Below are 21,627 nucleotides of genomic sequence, written 5' to 3' on the forward strand. Positions count from 1 at the left end.
ACGTTAAAGTTGCCGGAGTGGAGAGCGAAGCCGTGGCACCTATGACCCGAATCGTCCCCCCACGCGCATCCGCAGGGTTCGAGTACACCTTCCCTGCCATCCGCGGTATCCAGGCAGGTCGAGAGTTCTACGTCTCGATGTGTCCGCTGCGGCTGATCCCCAAGATCTTCATCTTTGACGAGGATGAACTGCCCCCTGAGCTGCGGGCTCAGCGCCTCCTCAACAAGGGACGGCTCCCCGCTCTCAGCAAGTACATTCTGGACAATCCAGACGATTACGTCTTTAGTGCCCTGACCGCCTCCGTTGACGGCGACATGGACTTTGACAGCCATAGCTCCGATGGCACCGGCTTCCGAACCGGTCAGCTCCGCATCCCCATGGAATCCCGGTTCTTGATCAACGACGGGCAGCACCGCCGCGCCGCCATCGAGCTAGCACTCAAAGAGAACCCTGACCTCGGCGAGGAGACGATCGCTGTCGTCTTCTTCCATGACGCTGGCTTGGCCCGCTCACAGCAGATGTTCGCCGACCTCAACAAGCACGCGGTCCGCCCGGCTCGCTCCATCGGTGTCCTCTATGACCATCGCGACACCTCTGCCCAGGTCGTGCGCGTTATGGCGGGCCGGTCGACGGTCTTCAAGGGCTACGTCGAGATGGAGAAGAGTAATCTCTCGCCCCGCTCCCGGATGATGTTTACCCTGAGCGCCCTTTACTACGGCACCCAAGCGCTTCTCCAGGGTCTGGAGGTCAAGCCGGGCGAGGCGACAGACCTGGCCCAGTCATACTGGGAGGCGATCGACAAGACACTCCCGGAATGGGCGATGGTGCGCAACCGGACACTATCTGCCACCGAGATGCGCCGAGACTTCATCCACAGCCACGGCATCGCCCTGCACGCCCTCGGGCGCATCGGGAACTCCCTCCTCAGGGAGTCCACCGCACCGTCCAGGTGGAAGAAGCGGCTCACCCCCCTCAAGAAGGTGGACTGGACCCGCTCCAATACCGACTGGGAGGGACGTGCCATCGTCGGCGGCCGTGTCTCCAAGAGCCACCAGAACGTGACCTTGACCGTGAACTACCTGCGTAACCACCTCGGCCTCGGGCTCAGCCCCGAGGAGCGGCGAGTGGAAGACGCGTACCTGCGAGGCGATGCATGAACACCCCTCTGCCTCTCGGCATCCCCTCTGTCCGGCGGCTGCCGTTCGACGGCCGCTCGCTCGACGAGGTAGCCACCGAGCTGACCAACGAGGTCCGCGAGCTCTACACCGCGGATGAGGTCCCCTGGGTTATCGGCTACAGCGGCGGCAAGGACTCCACTGCCGTCCTTCAGCTGGTCTGGACAGCCCTCAGGGAATTGCCGGCCGAGAAGCTCAACAAGCCGGTTCATGTCATCAGCACAGACACTCTGGTCGAGAACCCCGTTGTCGCCGCATGGGTCACCACGTCGTTGGAGACCATGGAGAAGGCAGCTGCCGAACAGGGCCTGCCCATCCAGCCCCACCGGCTGACACCGGAGATCAAGGACACCTTCTGGGTCAATCTCATCGGTCGCGGCTACCCCGCGCCCCGCCCGAAGTTCCGCTGGTGCACCGAGCGTCTGAAGATCAAGCCCTCGAACTCCTTCATCCGCAACGTCGTCGCTGCCCACGGCGAGGCCATCATGGTCCTCGGCATCCGCAAGACCGAGAGCCAGGCCCGGGCCCGCGCGATGGAGAAGCACGAGAAGCGCCGCGTCCGCGACCGCCTCTCCCCGAACGCGAACCTCCCCAACTCGCTCGTCTACAGCCCCGTCGAGGACTGGACCAACGACGACGTGTGGGAGTACCTGATGCAGAAGCCCAATCCCTGGGGCTACAACAATCAGGACCTCCTCACCATGTACCAGGGCGCTTCCGCCGACGGCGAGTGCCCGCTGGTCGTCGATTCGACCACCCCGTCGTGTGGCTCCAGCCGCTTCGGCTGCTGGACGTGCACGCTGGTTGAGCAGGACAAGTCCATGAGCGCGATGATCCAGAACGATGATGAGAAGGAGTGGATGCTCCCGCTCCTGGAGCTGCGAGACAAGCTGGACTCCCCCTTCGGGCTTGTGGAAGACAAGGAAGACCCTGACTACCAGCCCGGCAAGAAGCTGCCCCACCCGCGGCCCGATAGGGCCGCTCGCGACTTCCGCCGGATGAACGGCCAGGTGAATCTCTTCACTCGCCGCAGCGATGGCAAGGATGTCGCTGTTCACGGTCCCTACCTTCAGAAGTTCCGGCAGGAATGGCTTGAGGAGCTACTCTCCGCGCAGACCTGGATCAGAGCCCACGCCCCCGAGCACGTCCGCAACATCGAGCTGATCACTCTCGACGAGCTGCACGAGATCCGGCGCATCTGGGTCTTCGACAAGCACGAGGTCGAGGACACGCTGCCGCAGATCTATAGGCGGGCCACCGGCGAGGACTTCCCTGGCGGCCCGCTCGACGAACAGCTCGTCATGGGCGCCGACGAGATGGAACTCCTCAAGGAGCTCTGTGGCGAGGACGAGCTGCACTACGACATGGTGCGTGAGCTGCTGTCGGTCGAGCGTAAGTACCGCACAATGACACGGCGTTCCGGCCTCTTTAAGGCGCTCGAAGCCGCTGTCCAGAAGGGCTTCTACGACGATCACGACGACGCCGTTTCGTTCGCGCAGCGCAAGAAGAAGTGGCGCGATGACGTAGCGACCAACCCGACTCTGGACGAAGAGACCGACATCGATGCTCCTGCGTAAGATCACCCTCGAAGAGTTCGGGGCCTACCGGGGCAAGCAGTCGCTTGACCTCACCGTGAAGAAGAACAAGCCGATTATCCTGATCGGCGGTCTGAACGGCTGCGGTAAGACGACTCTGCTTGACGCCATCCAACTGGCCCTGTACGGCCCGCGTGCCAGGTGCAGCGGCCGGGGCGGCAAGTCGTACGACACCTACCTGCGCGAGAGCATCAACCGACAGCGCGATCCCACCCGAGGCTCCGCGGTCACCCTGGAGTTCACCGTCACGGTGGACGGCAAGGAGCACTACTACAAGGTTATGCGCAGCTGGCGCACAAGCGGCAAGACGTTGAAGGAGTTCCTCAATGTCTTCGTCGACGAGGAGTACGGCGACAATGCCAAGCCCGCCCGCCGCGCCCAGCCGGACACCAAGTTCAGCAAGCTACTCAGCGAGAGCTGGGCAGACCATGTCGAGGACCTGCTCCCACTCGAGGTCGCCTCACTGTCCTTCTTCGACGGCGAGAAGATCGAGTCCCTGGCTGATCCCGAGCGCGCGGCTTCGGTCATCGAGTCAGCAGTGCACTCCCTGCTCGGTGTAAGCACTGTGCAGCAGCTCCGTACCGACCTGCTTGTGCTCCAGCGGCGTCAGAAGCTGTCCGACGAGGAACAGCACCTGATGGACAACATCCATGCCCAGGAGCGAGAGCGTGACTCCGTACAGGAGGAGCTGGCGGCGGCTGCACAGGAGCTGGCACAGCGAAAGGTCGAACTAGGCAAGGCGGAGCGCGCGCTCGAGCTTCTGGAGCGAGAGTTTGAGAAGGAAGGCGGCGGTCTGTTCGAGCGCCGCATCGAGATCGAGCAGGAACGCAAGCGGGCGGTCGAGCGGCTTGCTGAGCTCCGCGCCTCCCTGAACCAGATCGCCGCCGGCCCGCTTCCCCTGCTGATGATGGGCTCGCAGCTGAAGGACGTACGTAGGCAGGCCAAGCGCGAGCAATCGGCCGCCGAAGCCGGCCAAGTCCTCAACGTCCTGGAACAGCGCGACCAGTGGTTGCTCGACATCCTCCCCGAGGACGCTCGGGATGTAGTCATAAGGAAGTTGGAGGAAGACCGGACCAAGCGCTCCAAGTCCACTGCCCTGAAGGTGGACTTCGGCCTTCCCCGCGACGCCCTGGCCCAGCTCACAGTGCTGGATGAAGTCCTCGTACGAGACAAGGCGCGGGCTACGGAACTCCTAACGCTTGCTGCTGCCGCCGCCGAAGAGCTGGACCAGCTGGACCGGCAGCTGGCCGGTGTCCCGGAGCAGAGCAGGGTAGAGGCCATTCAGATCGCGCGTGAGGAGCAGCTCCAGGAGTTCGCCCGCATCCAGGCTGCGGTCGCCCGCGACACCGAGCGAATCGCAGACCTGAAGCGGCGCCGAGAGTACGTCACCGCCGCCCTCGAGCGAGCCCACAACGACTTCGTACGGACCAAGGTCAAGGCCGAAGAAGTCGAGCGGATCATCAAGTACTCCGAGAAGGCTCGTGGCACCCTGGAGCGCTTCGGTGAAGCACTGCTCCAGCGACACATCAGCCGACTCGAAGTCGCCATGCTTCAGAGTTTCAAGGAGCTCATGCGGAAGCAGGGCCTGGTCCAAGACATCCGCATCGACACCGACAAGTTCAGGCTGACCCTGACCGACTCCGAAGGCGAGCCGATCGACCCGGGCCGTCTCAGCGCCGGCGAGCGTCAACTCTTGGCGGTCTCCCTTCTCTGGGGGCTGATGAAGGTCGCGGGTAACCGCCTCCCCAGCGTTATCGACACCCCGCTCGGTCGTCTCGACAGCCACCACCGCGAACATCTCGTGGACCGATACTTCCCGCACGCCAGTGACCAGGTCCTCCTCTTGTCCACCGACGAGGAGATCGACGAGTACCTGTTGGGCCGCCTGAAGAAGTCTGTCGCCCACACCTACACCCTGGTTCACGACGACACCGAGTTCACCACCAGCGTCGTCGAGGGCTACTGGTGGGGCTCAGGAGCACAGCATGTCGCTTGATAACGTCCGGCTCTCTCAGCCCGCACGCGACCGCCTCATCCGGCTGAAGCGGACCACGGGCATCACTCAGTGGAACGTCCTGTGCCGCTGGGCCCTGGCCCTTTCGCTCAAGGACCCCTCCACTCCCTTGGTGAAGGACATCATCACCGACTCCAACGTCGAGATGTCTTGGAAGACCTTCGCTGGCCAGCACGGTGACATCTACCTGGCACTGCTCAAGCAACGCTGCGTCGCCGATGGGGACGAGCCCACCGACGAGAACGTCGCAGAGGCACTGACGGTGCACCTGCATCGGGGCATCGGCTACCTCGGTGGACACAAGGAGTTGACTGTCATCGAGGGTCTTGTGGGTTCGGTCGCTACGGTGGTCTGACGTAAAGACTCCCACCGCACAAGGGGCGGGGAGAGAACGGTCGACTGCCATCTCTCCCCGCCCCTTGTGCGTAATGGGTGGCGCTACCAGTCCAGGGATGTCGCCTTCAGCAGGTCCGTCACGTCGCTGTCGTGCTCGTCCGGGGCAGTCAGCGTGTCCATCACCAGATTGCTGATGATGGACACATAGTTCTGCCCACCGCTCGCGTTGACCTCGCCCTGGATGTAGTTGAGGCCGCCGTTCGCGTACTCCTCGAAGATCTTTACCCGTTCGGGCTGTCGTTCGTCGGAGAGGATCTTCGGGTCATCCGGGGTCTCAGCGACCGCCACCATGTCGATGAGGACGTCGCCGTACTGCCGCCCTTCCATGATCGAAAGACGGATGGGTTCACCGGCTCTGTCAAAAGGTTCCCGCTTGCCCTTGTTCCGACCGAGCAGCGCCGAGAACATCAGCACGTCGACCATCGCATTGAACGGGCCGTCCTTACCGGAGAGAGCGCCGATCAACGGTTCGTGCTCCGCGGGCCTCCGGAGCCGATCTTCACGCGCCATCAGACGGTCACCTCTTCCAGGATGGTGTGTTCGAACTCGCCGTGCGAGACAAAGGGAACTGCCCTGTTGTTGATCTCGATCGTTTCCTCGTCGCCGGCGTCGGGTGGTGTCACGCTGCGGAGGACGTACATCCGCGTCGCCGATCCCTGCAGGTTGTCCATCACCTTGCCACGTGCCTGCGAGTTCGAGAGCATCGTGACGATCTGGGAGGTCAGCTTGGGCAGTGCCTGGGCGATCTCTTCCTGGTACGTGAGATCGAGGCTGCCGAAGGGTGCATCCATGACGACGGGATAGATGCCACCTTCACCTAGAATCTCGTCGCTGCTCTTGGACTTGCGCTGGTGAATCTGCTGGGCGACCTCGGAGACAGCTCCCACGAACGACAGTCCGAGCACCTGGTTCTCGCCCGTGCTGCGGATAGCGATGCCAGCCGATGAGTTCAGCAACAGGTCGAAGGAATCGGTAAGTTCGGGGACGTAGGACTTGCGGAAGATGCGCTTGAAGACTTCCTTGAGCTTCGCATCGAGCTCCTCGCGAACTTCTTCCGTCTTCAGCTCCAGTGCTTCGCGGAAGACTTCCAGCACCTCGTTGACCAGGTTGACCTGGCGCTGCACCTTGCGGGAGGCCGCGTCCGCCGTCTCCGCGCCGCGGAATAGGCGCTTTACCTTCTCGATCTCAGAATCGAAGCGCGCGATTGATTCCTCAAGCCGCTTGTGCTCGGTGAGCCCGTCGATCCGCTTCTCGTCGAATTCCTTGCGCTTCTGCTCAAGGCGCTGAACGTCCTGCTCGTTCACTCCCTGGAGCTGACGATCGACGTCGCTCTTCTCCTCCTCCAACCGCTTGATCTCGTCCTGGCAGTTCTGGATCTCGACGGCTGCCTGCCTCAGGCTCTCTAGCAGCTTCTGCCGTTCGTCGCCCAGGTGCATCATCTGGCCACTGACGTACATCCAGCGCGCCTCGACGTCGGCAAGCCCCGCGTTGTACCGGCGCTTGTCAAGTTCGGCGTAGGCGGGGCTGCCCTCCGGGACGGGGGTTCCGCACATGCACTCGCCGTCCTGGAGCAGCCCTTCGATGAAGTCTCGCTGGATTCCGGCCGGTAGTTCACGCCTCTGCCTCATCTCCTCAGCCAGGTTGACGACCTGCTGGTCGATGCCGGCCGTGAAGGCGAGGAAGCCTCCCTTGGAGAGGATTTCACGCTTGTTCGCGTACCTCTCCTTGAGCAGGTCGTTCTTCTGCCCGATCTGCCACTCAAGCTTCTTTCGGGCGTTCTGCAGCGGCTTGGAGACCTCATGGTCACGCAGCGAGCGCTCCAGATCACGGATCTCCCGCTCGTAGCTGGCAGTGTCCCTGGAGATCTTCAGAGCCTGCTTGCGTGCGTCCGCCTGCTGCTGCTCCAGCGCCTCCTGCTGCTCCGCCAGCTGCTGAAGACGGCTGTTGCCCCCCTTGGCGATCTCCTTGGCCAAACGCTTCGCCGCCGCGGGGAGATGCTCCGAGATCGCCCGCTCCATCGGCTCGAGATCCATCAGAGTCTTGATGGCCTGCTTGACCTCACCGTTGTTCTCCTCGCCGGTGAACATCTTCTCCATGCGCTCACCGTTGAAGAAGAAGAACCGGCGCAGACCTTCGGGAAGGATCTTCTCAATACGGTCCTGCCCGTTCGGAACAGTCTTACTTTCCCCGTCCTTGATCTCGGTGAGCGTGAGCGACGCCGCGACTGCGGCCTGCTCCTCCGCTTCCTTAGTCGTCGCCACCTCCCGCCGCGCGTGGAAGACGACCCCAGCGTGTTCAAACTTCAGCTCCACCGAAGCGTTGACAGGCGCACCCAACGCTGTCTCCGCCCACTTCTGGTCATGGATCACACGATGCTGTTGCTCGACATCGTCCGAGAACTTCCCGTACAGAGACCAGGCGAATGCGTTCAGGAGCGTTGTCTTACCGGCCCCGTTGTTGCCGAAGATGAGAACCGCCGGCTTGCCCTCGTCGACGCCGAGGTCGAGTACCTGGCGTCCGTAGAACGCCCGGAAATTGTCAAGCGTGAGCTTGAGGAGCTTCACTTGATGAGTCCCTTCACTGCAGCCACTATCTCGTCGACGACCCGTGTCGAGTTCCTGATGTGCAGGTTCTCCCGCTCCAACTCGATCACACGCTTGGCGAGCTTGACGCCGTCCGGTGACAGCTGCTCCATCACCTGCTGAGCAGTCTTCTTCTCACTCACGAGAACTCCTGGACTCCCATCACACATTCGGACTTTCAGATGTCTTGCAGGTCGTAACGCAGCCGCAGCGGACGGAGAGTATCGAGGGTTTCCGCCTCATTGTCCGCGAGGTGCGCGAATTCAGTAACACGAGCCAGCTCGCGAGCGACCATCTTCCGCTCGCTCTCCGGCTGCAGATCGGATGCCTCTTCCGGCGGGACCACGATGAAGTCCACAATGTCCGCCATTGTCTTTCCGGGCGACTGACGGAGCACACGTCCTCGACGCTGGATGAACTGGCGCGGGTTGGAAGAGCTGGCAAGCAGGTACGCCGTCCGGGCTGCGGGAACATCGACACCCTCGTCGAGGCACCGCATCGACACAATTGCCTGCAGCTCCCGATCGGCGAAGCGTTGGAGCACCTTCCGGCGTTCTGGGCGCTTAGTCTCCGCGGTGTACCGGGCTGCTGGCATGTGCATCCGGTTGCCGACGAGGTCCAGCACTTGATCCAGCTGGGAGGGCTCCTCGGGTGCTCCGTCCTCATACGACAGCGGGTGCCGACCCTCGGCACAGTAGAGGAGCTGGTACCAGTCCTCGCCCCGCTTCTCGATCTCCCGCCTCAACGCAGGCAGCTTGGCCCGCGCATGCCCCAACAGGTTCGATCGCTTCCGGAGCAACGCGCCAAGAGGACTGTCCTCATCCACTCGGTCCGAACCCTGCTGTGCCGCGATGATCCTAGCGATCTTCGTAGTGATTTCCACGTACATCTCGGTCTCTTCCGAGTCGAGCTCGACGACTACCGGCGTGTACGTGTAGCGGCACAGCGCGCCCAGTTTGATGGCGCCGCCGATGCCCATCTCAAAAACGATCTCCCCGAAGTACCCCGTGAGCGCGTCGGTGCCTTCATCGTCGAACCAGCGCTCAGGAGTGGCGGACAGGCCGAGCCTGAACTCTGCGTTCTCGGGAAGCTTCGTCCTGATGTGCCTCGCACCAAGGTTGTGAGCTTCATCCGCGATGAGCAGGAGCCGGCCCTTGTAGCGGTTGAGGACGCTTTGGAAGGCAGCGTCTCCGAAGGTCTTGTTGGTCGTGATGATCACGCCACCACGGGCTGCCTTCAGCGCGAGCGCATCCAGGAGGTGGGACGCGCGACCAAACCAGCCTGCTGTTGATTCGTAGGCCATGATCGGAGTGACGCCGAACCACTCAATGTCCTTGGCCCACTGGTCCACCAAGTGCTGGTAGGGAGCGATCACCACGGTGAGAAGCGGCTCGTCCCGTTGGTGCAGCACCTTGGTCATCTGTGCGGCAGCCGACAGCGCCGTGAGTGTCTTCCCCGTCCCTGTGGCCATCCGGAGGAGACCACGCCCCTTCTCGTTGAACCAGTTCCCCACGGCCTGCTTCTGATAGTCACGGACCTTGAGCCCTGCGGGGATAGTCAACATGCCAGCGGTATCCGCCGGCGAAACCACGATCGGGGCCCCGCCGCTGGGAACCTCTGCCGCTTCGCCTGCTTCCTCCCCCGTCAGAGCGGTCCGTTCGATGACCTTCTTTGCAGCCTCAGTGAAGGGCATGACGCGCAGTATCGACGTCCTGTCCTCCCACAGGTCCTCGAAGTCCCTACTGATCCGCAACGCCCGTACCCGGTCCCACTCGTCCCAGCTCCGGAACACCTCAATGGACTCGAAGTTCCCGACCAGCCCGGACAGCGTCTCGTTGGCGCTCCCCTTGAACGCCACGAGGTCCTGACCGTCGCGGAAGACCCCGATCTTCTCGTGGTACATACCGACCCGGTTACCTGACGCAACGTACGCCAGTTTGATGTCCAGTCGGCCTTCGGCCACGAGCCGCCCCAGCTTCCCGAGCCCTCGCGCCGCGCGGGGATCTTCCGCAGCCCGCTCCAGGTCTCGGACAGCCGCCTTCTCCATCACGGCTCGCAGCTCGTACCCAGCCTCAATCTCCGCGATGTCCTCCGCGGTCAGGTACGGCGATGCCACGATGCGCATCTGTCCGCCGCGCCGAATGAACTCGTCGATCCCCCTGCCGATGACAGCGAGGACGGATGCCGTGAAGTAGCCCACTGCACGGTCATACTTCTCAGCCTGCCGTAGCGCAGGGACATAGAAATCTTTGACCACGTCACAGCGGTCACTGCGATATTCACCCTCGACTCCTGCGGAGCGAAGCCCTTGAGACTCAGTCATCAGAAGTCCAGCCCCATATCTCTCACCAAATCAACGGCGGAGGGATTACTGTGCCCTTCGCCTTCGGCCTGCTCGCCCGCCGGTCGCTGGTCATCAAGATCGATGGTGCGGCGAACAGTCCCATTACGCGAAGTGAACGGCGGGCTGGAGACTACCTGCCGCAAGGTGGTCTCCTTGATCGAGAACTGGGTTGTGAGCTTATCTACGAGTTCCGTGGTCGCAATCTCACCGCCAGCCAGGTCAACCTCTTCAGAGACGAGCTCCTTGATCGACCGATAGGGGCGCATTCCCCAGTCTGCCAACGACCAGGCATCCACATCGCATCGCACGAAACGATCGTCCGCTGCGATCTGCACGCGAAGCGAGTTGATTTTCACGTCCCCCTCCATATTTTCCGCTAGACGCCGCAGAGAGAGAGGGCATTGCGCGCTCTGCAAAGCCTTCAGTGCTCTCTCCTTCAATGTCACGTAACCCGAAGGGTGAACAGAATCAAGCTCTTCAGGGGCCCCCTCATGAATCACCCATCCAGTCTCGCTCTGCGGATCTATCGTGGCGGAAAGTAGCTGCTCAACTAGGCTGCAAATTTCACCTTCGAGCTCGCTTGACCGTAGCAGCAGAGAACCGAGTGTATCCTCAGGAAATGACACCGTAGCGAGCTTCGAGAGCGCCATCATAATGTCTACGACCGATTGCCCACGCCCATTTTCTTGAATGCGAGGAGCAGGCATGTTGAGCCGATTGCCGTCCTGAACCAGCACCCCATCCGGACTTCTCAGTGCCGCCTCGAAAGCTTCGCGGATTGAAGCAGGGATGCGCCCTCGGTCGCCAATCTCGTAGCCTTGCGACCGAGCCCAACTGCGAATGATTGAATTCATATTCTCGGAAGCCTGCAGCGACATTCCGCTCGAACTTGAACCGCTCGAAACTTTCGCCGAAGACACCGAACCCGCTGCGGCTGTGCGCACCTCGGGCGAGGTGAGGCTCGTCGGCTGCAGCTCCTCGCTCGGTCCCACTCGCTCCAAACGCGAGACCAAGCCGCTGCTTTTATCCATGGTGTTGCAATATTCAAGCCATGCCTCGAGATCTTCGGCATGCAGTTGGACTCGCTGCGCGCGCAGCAGCCGATCTGCTGTCTGCAGCGTCATCACTTCACCCTGCTCAAGATCCAAGATCTCGAGCGTCTCGCTTTGCAACCGGGACAACGTCCGCGTCGAGAACCATCCATCCTGGCTTCTCCACCATTTCCTCATACCGTGAAGAAGCGCAAGCGCGTCGAACTCCTCGCCCGGGAGATCACTACCCAACCAGGCGTGACGCGCGAGCAAGGTTTCCTTGCGGACGGGAGACTTAATTGATTCCTCAAATGCGCTGACCACATAGCGCAGCGACCCCTCTGCTGCGGAATCAAATTCGTCAAGGATCTTATCGGGAGCATCGATCATCCGGGTGCGCAAAGCTCGCTCCCGCACGGAAGGTTCGCCGAGCCACCGAAGGGCACCTTCCGCGTAAATCGTTCGCAGGAAGTATTTGTCACTGCCGTCGAGCTGGTCGAACCAATCAGCCAGCGGCGTCGTCAAATCGACCCGAGTCGCTCCGCTCACTCCAAATGCCGACACCCGAAGAAGCGTCACCATTAGTTCAGTGGTTACAGAACGTGAAAGCCCGACGGGCGACTCGATTTGAGCGGGACTCATTTCCGTCAAGTCGCAGGATCCGCCAACCGCCGAAAGGATCGCTTCTGTCAACCACTCCTGGCCAGAGAGGAAGGTCTGCAGTACGTCGCCGCCCTGCAGCGAAGGCACGAGCGTCGCTATCGGCCGGTGCCTCAGCACCTCATCCGCGACAGTGAGCAATCCCAGCGCGTCAAACAGATCATCCAGATAGGGGCGCCACTGCGCCGTCTCTCGGGGGGACTCATCGAATTTGAGGCAAGGGTCGGCGAGCCCTCGCAGCTCATCTCGGTCACGCTCTGAGATCTCGGCAATCCACGGATACAGATCTCCCCACGTCCCGCCGGTCATTGACGCCCCCTGTACAGACATTCTTCTTTAACCTCGCGATAGTGCCGGATCATGCTACTTCGCACAGCGTAGGGACAGGACCGTAGGGCCGGATGGCCCTTGGCTCTTCAGGTCGAATGGCCCTTGCGGGGCTCCTCTCCTGCAACGGGAGAAGGGTCTCGCGGTCCGTGGAACGCATCATCTGAGCTCCGCACCAGGTCTCCTGGCTAAAGCACGTCCTTGATCTTGCTCATGAAGAGCTGCGTGAAGTCGCCCCAATGCTTTCGCAGTTCTCCATACTGGTCATCCGGGGTCTCGTGCTGTGTCTCTGCCTTCGCGTAGGAAACAATCAAGAGAGTGATTGCTTCCAGCGCACGTTTCGCGGTGGCAGAGGCATCCCCGTCCGTTCCTGGGCCCGGCGGCTGTCCAGCAAGCTCCTTGAGCGGCTGGTACATCTCCCGGTAGAAGGTATGCCGCTCATTGAGCCGGATGATGCTCTGGTCTCCGAGGTGCGTGATCTCGAAAAGCTGGCCACCAGGGAAGTCGACCGTTTCGATGACGAACGGAAGGTCCTTGATGTTCTCGAAGTACGCCTCTTTCTCCTCTGCGGTTTGCGCATGGCCGGCGTCCTTCGCCAAGTCAGAGTACGCGATGTCCCTTTCAGCCCGGGTAGGAACCCTCTTGATCTGGGACTTCCTCATCGTCCGGTTGACGTCCTTCACCGCCCGAGCCAGGGGCGAATGTTCTCCAGACCGCTCCGCCTTTTCCCGCTTCTGCTCGCCCCAGATACGCTGAATCTCCAAACGCGCTCCAGGGATTACCCGATAGGCAATGTCGCGAATGGTCTTGCGAAGTTCGTCGGACGGAACCGCACCTCGTTTGACGTTGCGCACTCCCATCAAGCGGTCCAGCTCCGGAGTGAACTTGACCTCGAACCCGATAAACCGGTCCGGGGTCTCAACTCCCCCCGGGAAAAGTTTCGCCACATTGGTGTAGCTGATCTCTCGATCAAGGCGGAGGAAACTCACGGCGCCTTCGTTCTCGGGCAGCCTCAGCTTCTTTGCCATGGCATCGCCGCCAGACCCTCTGTGCCGTAGTACCTCCGGTGGTGCAAGCGTGATGGTCACCTGAATCTTGTGCCCAGTTCCCTCGACCAGCACCTCATCGTCAAAGAAGACCTGCGGGGCGAAGTGGACGTCGCCGGAATGGGCGTCCTGCTTGGCGCTGCGTCGCCTCTCCTCGTTCAGAGCGTGATCCACCCACGTGTTCTCTGCACGGAAGGTCGGATCGTGCGGGCGAAGGGGAACACCATCAACAGCAATCTTGATGCCGCCTTTAAGGAACTCACGGAAGATCCGCGAGAGCTCCTTGTTGAGCTCGCTCCGGACGTGGTCACTGGTATTCCGGCCATGGCTATCTGCGACTCGGTCAATCCCCGACCACCTCACCAAAGTTCCGGTTCCTTCAGGGAAGTAGGGAACCAAGTGGGCTGGCAACGGCTCCTCGTCCGGCGGCGCAATCCCCACCGTGCCCCCGGAGCGTTCTGTCTCAAGCGCATCGTCCAGGTCGAAGTGGACGTGCATGATGCGGTCGCTCTCCGCAACACGCGACCATGCATCGATGCGCGTTGCCACGCTCAGTGCGGCCATCTTCGCCCCTACGCCAAATTTGCCGATCGTGTCGTTCGACATGAAGCGCGTCGAGAATCCGAGCTGGAGGTAATGCTGAAGGATGTGCCCCGACATCCCCTGGCCGTCATCGAAGAACGCAACCTCCGAGATCACGTTCTTGCGGCCACGCTTCGTCACTTCAGTGAGGATCTCAACGTTGTTGGCCTTGGCCTCGATGCTGTTGTCGATGACTTCGCCAACAGCTGAGGGGAAGTTGTGCCCGGACTCCCGAAGGCTCAGCAGCGCCTGTCCCGAAAGCACCACCGGAATTGCCTGATTGCTACTCTCGCTCATCTTGTTCTTTCTCCTCCGATTGCTCATCGGCCAGGGGCGCTCTACGAGCAATCTCCCTGCCGGTCCCGCAAGTTCGTTGTGGCCAGCCCTAGCTGACTGTTCAGCGGGGCGGGACCAAGGCATCGTCCCCTGGTCCCGCCCGCCCTCATCAAAGTTCTGCCGGCGTACGTGCCGCAGTTCCCGCTACTGCGGCACGATCAGCTCCTCGGCAAAGTCACGGAGCGCCCGGCGCGCCCGCTCTACAGTCGCCCTCGACACTCCGACCGCCTTGGCGGTAGCCGCCACCGTCTCGCCCATCAGCATTCCCTGGAGGCAGCCCGGCCCGTGGCTGCCCATCGTCTCTGCGAAGCTGCGAAGATCCGAGATGATCTCATTTGCGATGACCTGCTCCTCAGGGGTCACGCAGGAGATCATCTCCGCGTGCACGGACCCATCAGCGCGGTGCTCCACCAGCCTGCGGTGCCGTGCATCAGCAAGCGGCCGACCCGCCGCCGCGTTACGCGCTGCCTGCCGGGAACGGTCACTCGTACGCCGGGCGTCCCTGAGCAGGTTCCGGCAGAGGTACTCCGCGTTCTCAGCGGTGCGCTTCTCTCCGAGCGCCAGGTTCAGCGCCGTGTCGATCTGGTTCTGGAACTTTGCGTTCCCGGAGCCGTCCTTCTGCATCTCGTACAGCATGGACATGGCCTGGATACGGACGATGCACAGCTGGAGCACTGATGCTCCTCCCCTGGTACCCGACGGCTGTACGGCGGGCCCACTCATGTGTGACCTGCTCCCCTGTTCGCCCTCGTCGCCATCCAGTCGACTCGGGCATGAGCAAGTCCCTAAAAACGTAGCCCACCCCACTGACAACCGCCGGTGAAGTGGTCACATCTACACTGGGACAGGTAGAGGCCAAACTCCCTCACCTGCCACATGAGTTGCTCCCCTCCGAGAGAGTCGCGCACGGCTCCAGACCGCACTCACCTGCTGCGGCGAACCTGCATCGTCGCTGGTCGCAGGAGTTCACCCCCCTTAGCCGTCGCATCTGTGAGCTCAGTCACACGACGTTCGATCGCTTTCACGTTCTCGGAGTTGTTTACGGTGGAGACCCCCTGAACCGTGACCATGAGGGGGTCCCCGATAAGAGCGGAACGGCGCTCTCGGAGAACCTCGACGACAACGTCGGTCACCGAGGCATGCCGTCGCAATCGCCGCTCCAGGTCCGCAGGGTCGATCTCCCCGAGCTCCGACCGTAGATAGGCCAGATCGTCCTCAGTGAAGGTCACGGCGCGACGGACTTCGAGCGACGGGCTGGCGGAGCCGACTTGGACACCGTGTTCTGGGGAACCTCGACCATGGGTTCCCAGGCGTCGGGGTGGGTGATTTGCTGGATGACCGCTGGGTCCGAGATCTCCGTCCCTGCGGTCAGGACAAGCGTCCCGTTCGCCTTCGGATCGTTGACGAACACCGTCTCCGCGAGCTTCCGTGCCGCTGCCATCACAGGACCTTCGCCGTGATGTGGATGTCCGGCACGTACAAGACGGGCATCGCGACCGCCGCGCCCTTCGTCCAGACCTGAACCGGGTCGTCCTGGTGCCCGGACGTGATGACGATGCCCGGGGCGTCCTCGCGGAGGATCGCCGGGTTCGAGCCTGCCGACAGGACCAGGGACTCGGCCGTGACGCCGTACTGCGTTTCCGCCCAGGACTCCGGGTTCGGGGGGATCAGGATCCAGCGGTCCTCGGGGATCACACGCTGGTAGGCGTCATCGACGGAGATCTGGACGTCGTAGACCGTGATCGGGGGCAGGTTGTACCGGGCGCGTACAACCTCGACCTCGTTCGGGGCGAGGACCGCGGTGGGGGTGGAGGAGCCGTTGACGCTGCCGTAGTACGCCGCCCGGTAGGCGTCGTTCGCGGCGAGCGTGGCGCGGGCCTTGAACGAGGTGATGACGCGGGCCGGGAGCGGGGCGCCGATCGAGCGCAGGTACTCGATCCAGCGCAGTTCGTCGGCGATGGGGTCGCTGGTCGGGTCGGACCAGGGCTTGGCGGCCGTGGGCATATTGGCGGCCGGGACGCCGAAGTCGGCCTCCAGGGTGAGCCCGTTCTCACCGTTGAGGCTGAACTTGCCGTCCACGAGGAGGTCGCCGGCGGCAAGCTCCATGCGGTTGCGGATCGACTCGACGTGGCGCTCGATGTCGTCGTAGAGGAGCTCGATGAACTCGGAGGAGTCGGCGCCGCGGGTGGTGTCGAGGAGGATCTGCTCCAGTTCGCCGACGATCAGCTTCTGGCCGAGCGGGGGCAGCATGCCCTCGGTGATGATCTTCTCGGCCTGGCGGCGGGCGACAGCGGTCTCGGCGTCGTACGCGCGGAACTTGGCGGCGTTCACGCGCCGCTTGCTGGACCTGATGCGGAACTTGACGGAGTTGAGACGGCGTTCGGGCATGACCGTGCGGCTCAGCTCGAAGTCGGCCGGGGTGGTCATGGTTCGGGCGAACGCGTTGAGGTCGGCCGCGTCGATGTCGCGCAGCAAGGTGTCGAGCATGGTGAGCTGGGCTCCTCAGCGGGGTCAGATGAAGTGGATCTGCGTGGTCGAGGCGGTGATGGCGGTCGGGTCGAGACCGCCAGGGATGTGGGCGGTGGCGATCACGCCGTGCCAGAGCAGAGCTGCGCCTGCGCGGCCGCTGCCCGGGGCGAAGGGGACATCGGCGAGGAGCACGCCGGTGAAGGTGGCGCGGCCGTCCGTGGCGGCCGCGTCCCACGGGCCGTAGAGGCCGGTGGCGGTGACGCGGCCGAGGGGGATGCCGGCTGTCATGACGTTGCGGGGCTGGCCGAGCGTGGGCGGGGTGTAGTGGGTGCCCTGTGTGAACAGGGCGGTGTCGAGGGTGATGGTGAGCGGGGTGTCGAGTCCGTGCCGGGACGCCAGCCATGGGCGGTCGGCGGTGGCGGACTCGGAGTACGTGATCGGTTGGAGATCCACGGCAGGCGCCTCCGGTCGGGCTGTGCGGGCGGCGAGTCCGAACGGTCACCGGTTGGTGCCGTCGTCCGCGAGGAAGTGAGGGGGCGCGGTCCCCGAAGGCGTGCTGGGTCAGGCGCTCTTGATGTGGCCGCGGCGACGGGCGATGTCCAGGCCGACCTGGCCGGGGCGGGGCGCGGTGGCTCCTGAGCGTCCGGGGATGTTGGAGGGGCTGCCCGAAGGTGGCGCTGTCGGCGGCTGCGGAGGCCGCTGGCCGAAGAGTTCTGGGCGGCGTTCCTTCAGTTCCTCGGCTGCCCCGGCCAGCGCGCTGTCGTCCGCGTCGGGGTCGGCGAGGCGGTTGAGCAGCACCACGGCGTCCTCCAGTTCGGTGCCGGTGGCGCCCAGGCCGACCAGGACAGCGCGGCGTGCGGCATCCCGCTCCCGGGCCACCGCTGCGGTCTCGCGTTCCTGGGCCTGCCGCTCGCGCTCGGCGGCGGCCTGCTCGCGGCGCTCGACCTCCGAGAGGCGCGCTTGCTCAGCATCCTTCTCCTGTTGCTCGGTCTGGCGCTGGCTCTGCACGTACTCCGGCAGGGCCTTCGCCGACTCGAACCCGAGCTGGCCTAGGAGGTCGCGTACACCGGCGCGGCGGCCCTGATCCTTCTCGCGGGCGAAGCGACGGGACAGCTCTTCCTGCGGGATGGTCACCACCGCGGTGTCAGTGCCCTCTGGCGACGTCTCGCCGGTTGGCGAGTTCCCAGGGTCGTCGGGGGATGCGCCGAGGATGGGGAAGATGGGACGGCCGTCGCGGCGGTAGCCGAGCGGTGCGAGCGGCAGCGGCGGTCGTGTTCGTACGGTCATGGGCAGACTCCTCGCCCAGACGCCCCCGCGTCGGGCGGAGTCTAACCCTCGCCGCGCAGGCGCCGTCAGTGCCTCGTGCGGTGACGCCCGTCGGGGACCGGGAGGGCGAGGTCTTGGGCCGACTACATCTCGTTAATGCTCCCGCCGACCCTGAGCTCCGCCTCGCGGCGCTGCTCTCCGATACGGGCGACCTCTTCCGCCGCGTCGTCGATGGGGAAGCCCGCATCCACCAGCATGCGCACTCCTGTCTCCAGGGCGAGCACACCGGCGGTAACGCCCTTGACCACCAGATCGAGGATGCTGGCCTGGTCGCTCGGCAGATAGGAGCCGAAGGCGATGGACGCCGGGGGCTGTAGCCCCGGCGGCAGCACACCGGCAGCCTGGTAGAGGCGCAGCACCATCTTCAGCAGCAGCGGATACTTGGCCGCCCGCGCGAGCCGCATGGAGCGGACCATGGCGTCCAGCGGGCCGAAGCTCAGCTGCATTGCGTAGCCGGAGGCCGCCTGCGAGGCGTCCATGGTGCCGAGCACGCTGGCCGGAAGCCGGGTGACCACTGACAGCCGGTCGCGTAGTGCCTCCACATAGGCGCGGAGTTCGGACAGCTGGGCGGAGGTGTCCACCGTGGTGAGCTGGCCGGTCTCCCCGAGTGGCCAGACCATCCCCGGCTCCACTTGCACCGGCAGTGGCCGGCCCGAAGTACGGTCGACCGGCAGCCGGGCGCCGGAGAGACCGATGATCGGTGACCCAGTGGTTGCCGAAGCACGCTGACTGTCCGTGTCGGCAGCCCCGAGATCGTCGAGGAGCTGCGTGGCCTTCAGCAGCGTTGACTGGCCGAAGTGCTCGGCGCCGTTGATGGTGTTCGGTACATGGACGATCGGGATGAAGTCGATGTGCAGGTCAAGCCGGTCGAGTACCTCCCCGTCCGCGTTGGTGCGGAACCGGGCTCGACGTAGCGAGAGCGCGTCGATGGCACCCGTCTGGTCGACCTGTTCCAGGTCCCACTCGGCGTCCGTCAGATAGCAGGTGACGTCGGTGGGCCGTGCGGACCACGGATACGCGCGGGCTGCGCCGGAGTCGGCATCGACCGGCCCGAGCTCGTACGTGACACGGCGCAGCGTGCCCTTCCGGCCCGACGCCGGATCGGCCGGTGTCTCCCACGCCAGGTGGACCCGCGTCGGGTACTCGTCCGAGTCGACGGCGTCGTCGGACAACAAAGGGAAGTAGAAACCCGGGTCGATGGTCTTCAGAGTCGGCCGTCCCTTCGCCCGTGACCACGCCAGGAGGTACACGGTGTCGCCAAGCAGGACAGCGTTGCGCTCGGCGTGCTGCATCCGCATCCACAGATGCTCGCGTTCCGCCCACTCCCTCAGCAGGGACTCGGCCGCCCGCGCCGTCTCACTGTCGTCCGCGCCGCCGACGACGATCTGCTGCGTTTCACCGATGAGGTGCGTCAAGGTCTGGTCGACGATCAGCGCCGGATCCCCGTACTCGCGCCGGTCCGCACCGCCCTCGCCCAGCAGGGCAGCCGCCTGGTTCGTATCGTACGCGGCGAGGAGCGTGTACGCCGCGAGCCGTCGGCGGTCCGCCTTGGGCACCCAGGTTTCGCCCGCGTGCCCAGGGAGCCCCGAGAGACGGCCCTCCGAGGCCCTCTGGAACGCCGGCTTGTACGACAGGGCACCCCACGTATCGACGATCAGATTCCGCAAAGGCCGCATGTCGTACTCCTGGTCAGTCCGCTACAAGGCGGCGCAGCCTAAGGCATGCGCGGAGAACATCAGCGACGGCCCGAGAGGCGGCCGTCGGAAGGACGTGAGGGAGCTCCGAGAGCCGACGCGTCGAGGAGGAGATCGGTAAGCGCCCAGACGCAGGAGTCGAGGAGGTCCGGGGACTTCTCCTGGACCTCCGAGGCGCCGACGTACGTCGTCATCTGCTCCTCCAGCACTGCGAACGTGCGGGGCGGGCCGGCGTGGGTGATGCGGGACTGCTCGTAGAGCATCGCGACCGGGGCGGCGCGGGCGCGTTTGCCGCGGGTGGCGTGGACGACGCGGCACGGTACGGCCGGGTCGACCTCGGCGAGGAGGGCGGGGAGGTAGTCGCCGCCGTTGTTGGCCTCGACGACCACGCAGTCGGCCTGGTGCTCGTGGTAGAGGGCGGCGGCGCGGCGCATCGCGGCTGTCGGGGTGTGGCGGTCCTGTTCGGCGTGGAGGACGTAGCCGCGGGGGCGGCGGTCGCCGTACATCTGCTCCAGCGGGTAGGAGCGGCCGGCCACGGTGAAGGCGGTCAGGTCCGCGGAGTCGGTGGTGGTGACGGCCGGGTCGACGGCGACGACCAGGCGGTCGAGCGGCGGGACCGTGGTGCGGGCGATGCGGAAGCCCTCGACCTCGAACATCCACTGCTTCCACAGCGCGCCCTCGACGTCCTCGAGGAGTACGCCGTTGAGTTCCTGGCGGCCGAGGCGGGTGCCGCCGTACTCGGAGTCGAGTTCGGCGAGCGCGGCCGGGGAGAGGTTGGCGCGGTTGTCCTCGGTGCGGCCGGTGGTCAGGATCACGGTGGACCCAGGGCGGCGGCCGCGCTCGACGAGGCGCTTGACGTGGGGGAGTGGCTTGGGGGTGGTGGAGACGACGACCTGCGGGGTCGGGGCTTCGCGCAGGCAGAACCACAGCATGTCGTACACCGACTGGGCGGTGTGCCGGTTCCAGGCGGCGTACTCGTCGAGCCAGCCCTTGTCGAAGGCGAAGCCGCGGAGGTTGTCGGGTGTCTCGGCGCCGAAGCCGTAGATCGCGGAGCCGTTCTTCATGCGTAGGGTGGTCAGGCCGTTGCCGGGGTTGTAGCGGCGGATGTCCTCGGGCGGGATGACCGCGAGGAGGCCGGACTTGGGGGACTCGAAGCAGATCTCCTTCACGAGCGTGGCGTTCTTCGCGACGACCGCGATCATCGTGCCCGGCGTGCTCGTCCACTCGCGTACGGCCTCGGCAGCGGATTTCGTCTTCCCCCAGCCTCGGCCCGTCAGCATCATCCAGGCCGCCCAGGCCCCCTGCGGGAGGCGTTGGGCGGCGCGAGCGTGGTGGTGCAACCAGCCCTCGTGGGGCAGGCCGTCGCAGCCGGGGCGGTCGCAGGCCCAGCGGCGCGACGAGGCGGCGTCGGCCTCGATCAGCGCGGTGATCTCCGCGTGCAGCTCGGCGTCAGACATGCCGGCCGGCTCCGGAAGCGGGCCCGTCGGGTCCAGGGTCACGATGGCTCACCGCCCAGGGTGCCGATGCGGGCCTCCAGTTCGCGGCGCAGCTGCTCCATGCGGGCGCGGCGTTCCTCGTCCGTCAGGCCGGTGACGTCCGCCGTCTGCGGGCCGGTGGACGTCGAGGGGACGTCGGCGAGGTCCATGCCGTATGCCTGGCGCTCGATGCGGATCGTGACCTCCAGCCAGCGGATCACGTCCGACGGGCTCAGACGCGAGGGGTCGAGCTGCTGAAGCTGGGCGACGATCTTCGACTGCGCGGCGGACGCGAGGCGGGCGTGCCGACGCGCGACCTCGCGGGCCGCCTGGTGCCGCTCGGCGCGCCAGAGCCGGTCCTGCTCCCGGTCCCAAGCCTCGGCGCGCAGCACCCAGCGGTGGGCCGTCGACCAGCGCTCGATCAGGGTGCGGGACTTCGCCAGTCGCTCCGCGACCTTGCCGATGCTGCGGGACAGGCCGAGATCGCGATAGCAGGCAAACGCCTCCCACGCGGCGGACGATTCGCCCGACTGCCGCTCCCATGCCTCGGCGCTGTCCGCCATCCGATCGTCGTG

At 64.5% G+C, this 21,627-nt stretch carries 18 protein-coding genes and 1 pseudogene; 4 read left to right on the forward strand and 15 right to left on the reverse strand.

The window, feature by feature from the left end; all coding sequences use genetic code 11:
• Window positions 1-17: 17 nt before the first annotated feature.
• The 4 genes from dndB to dndE are packed head-to-tail and all read left to right on the forward strand — an operon-like array spanning window position 18 to window position 5,139.
• Window positions 18-1,157 (forward strand): DNA sulfur modification protein DndB, encoded by a 1,140-nt coding sequence (gene dndB, locus I3F54_RS02940; RefSeq protein ID WP_240116961.1) that lies wholly within the window; start codon window positions 18-20, stop codon window positions 1,155-1,157.
• Window positions 1,154-2,752 carry a DNA phosphorothioation system sulfurtransferase DndC gene (gene dndC, locus I3F54_RS02945; protein ID WP_240116962.1) on the forward strand — a complete coding sequence of 533 codons (1,599 nt, stop codon included), beginning with the start codon at window positions 1,154-1,156 and terminating at the stop codon, window positions 2,750-2,752. The genes dndB and dndC overlap by 4 nt, the downstream gene beginning before the upstream one ends.
• Complete coding sequence (dndD, locus tag I3F54_RS02950) at window positions 2,739-4,766, forward strand: DNA sulfur modification protein DndD (RefSeq protein WP_240116963.1); 2,028 nt, start codon at window positions 2,739-2,741, stop codon at window positions 4,764-4,766. Before dndC ends, dndD begins: the two co-directional genes overlap by 14 nt.
• Window positions 4,756-5,139 carry a DNA sulfur modification protein DndE gene (dndE, locus tag I3F54_RS02955; RefSeq protein WP_240116964.1) on the forward strand — a complete coding sequence of 128 codons (384 nt, stop codon included), beginning with the start codon at window positions 4,756-4,758 and terminating at the stop codon, window positions 5,137-5,139. The genes dndD and dndE overlap by 11 nt, the downstream gene beginning before the upstream one ends.
• An 83-nt stretch (window positions 5,140-5,222) precedes the next feature.
• Here dndE and I3F54_RS02960 read toward each other — a convergent pair whose 3' ends face one another.
• The 15 genes and pseudogenes from I3F54_RS02960 to I3F54_RS03030 all read right to left on the reverse strand — a co-directional run bounded on the left by I3F54_RS02960 (window position 5,223) and on the right by I3F54_RS03030 (window position 21,615).
• Window positions 5,223-5,690 (reverse strand): DNA phosphorothioation-associated protein 4, encoded by a 468-nt coding sequence (locus I3F54_RS02960; RefSeq protein ID WP_240116965.1) that lies wholly within the window; start codon window positions 5,688-5,690, stop codon window positions 5,223-5,225.
• The gene (locus tag I3F54_RS02965) at window positions 5,690-7,744 is read right to left on the reverse strand and encodes an AAA family ATPase (protein ID WP_240116966.1); all 2,055 of its coding nucleotides are present in this window, start codon (window positions 7,742-7,744) and stop codon (window positions 5,690-5,692) included. The genes I3F54_RS02960 and I3F54_RS02965 overlap by 1 nt, the downstream gene beginning before the upstream one ends.
• Window positions 7,741-7,905 (reverse strand): hypothetical protein, encoded by a 165-nt coding sequence (locus I3F54_RS02970; RefSeq protein WP_240116967.1) that lies wholly within the window; start codon window positions 7,903-7,905, stop codon window positions 7,741-7,743. The genes I3F54_RS02965 and I3F54_RS02970 overlap by 4 nt, the downstream gene beginning before the upstream one ends.
• A 35-nt stretch (window positions 7,906-7,940) precedes the next feature.
• Window positions 7,941-9,962 (reverse strand): DNA phosphorothioation system restriction enzyme, encoded by a 2,022-nt coding sequence (locus I3F54_RS02975; RefSeq protein WP_240116968.1) that lies wholly within the window; start codon window positions 9,960-9,962, stop codon window positions 7,941-7,943.
• Window positions 9,963-10,861: 899 nt separating this feature from the next.
• A pseudogene (locus I3F54_RS32310) lies at window positions 10,862-12,127 on the reverse strand (histone-like nucleoid-structuring protein Lsr2); the annotation flags it as partial.
• A 185-nt stretch (window positions 12,128-12,312) separates the two neighbouring features.
• Window positions 12,313-14,049, reverse strand: a complete 1,737-nt coding sequence (locus I3F54_RS02985; protein WP_240116970.1) for an ATP-binding protein — start codon at window positions 14,047-14,049, stop codon at window positions 12,313-12,315.
• 183 nt (window positions 14,050-14,232) lie between these two features.
• Window positions 14,233-14,763 carry a hypothetical protein gene (locus tag I3F54_RS02990; protein WP_240116971.1) on the reverse strand — a complete coding sequence of 177 codons (531 nt, stop codon included), beginning with the start codon at window positions 14,761-14,763 and terminating at the stop codon, window positions 14,233-14,235.
• 248 nt (window positions 14,764-15,011) lie between these two features.
• A complete protein-coding gene (locus I3F54_RS02995) occupies window positions 15,012-15,317 on the reverse strand; it encodes a hypothetical protein (protein ID WP_240116972.1) in 306 nt (101 codons plus the stop codon).
• Complete coding sequence (locus I3F54_RS03000) at window positions 15,314-15,529, reverse strand: hypothetical protein (RefSeq protein WP_240116973.1); 216 nt, start codon at window positions 15,527-15,529, stop codon at window positions 15,314-15,316. Before I3F54_RS03000 ends, I3F54_RS02995 begins: the two co-directional genes overlap by 4 nt.
• The gene (locus I3F54_RS03005) at window positions 15,529-16,575 is read right to left on the reverse strand and encodes a major capsid protein (RefSeq protein ID WP_240116974.1); all 1,047 of its coding nucleotides are present in this window, start codon (window positions 16,573-16,575) and stop codon (window positions 15,529-15,531) included. The genes I3F54_RS03000 and I3F54_RS03005 overlap by 1 nt, the downstream gene beginning before the upstream one ends.
• A 24-nt stretch (window positions 16,576-16,599) precedes the next feature.
• Window positions 16,600-17,010, reverse strand: coding sequence for a head decoration protein (locus tag I3F54_RS03010; RefSeq protein WP_240116975.1), 411 nt, complete (start codon window positions 17,008-17,010; stop codon window positions 16,600-16,602).
• 108 nt (window positions 17,011-17,118) lie between these two features.
• Entirely contained in the window at window positions 17,119-17,844 is a 726-nt protein-coding gene (locus tag I3F54_RS03015; RefSeq protein ID WP_240116976.1) for a hypothetical protein, read from the reverse strand.
• A 122-nt stretch (window positions 17,845-17,966) separates the two neighbouring features.
• The gene (locus I3F54_RS03020; protein WP_240116977.1) at window positions 17,967-19,559 is read right to left on the reverse strand and encodes a hypothetical protein; all 1,593 of its coding nucleotides are present in this window, start codon (window positions 19,557-19,559) and stop codon (window positions 17,967-17,969) included.
• Between the two features lie 59 nt (window positions 19,560-19,618).
• Window positions 19,619-21,034: a terminase large subunit domain-containing protein gene (locus tag I3F54_RS03025; protein ID WP_240116978.1), complete on the reverse strand. Its 1,416-nt coding sequence runs from the start codon at window positions 21,032-21,034 to the stop codon at window positions 19,619-19,621.
• A 38-nt stretch (window positions 21,035-21,072) separates the two neighbouring features.
• Window positions 21,073-21,615 (reverse strand): hypothetical protein, encoded by a 543-nt coding sequence (locus I3F54_RS03030; RefSeq protein WP_240116979.1) that lies wholly within the window; start codon window positions 21,613-21,615, stop codon window positions 21,073-21,075.
• Between the last annotated feature and the right edge of the window lie 12 nt (window positions 21,616-21,627).

The sequence above is a fragment of the Streptomyces sp. MUM 2J genome, from assembly GCF_022414535.1.
GTDB lineage: Bacteria > Actinomycetota > Actinomycetes > Streptomycetales > Streptomycetaceae > Streptomyces.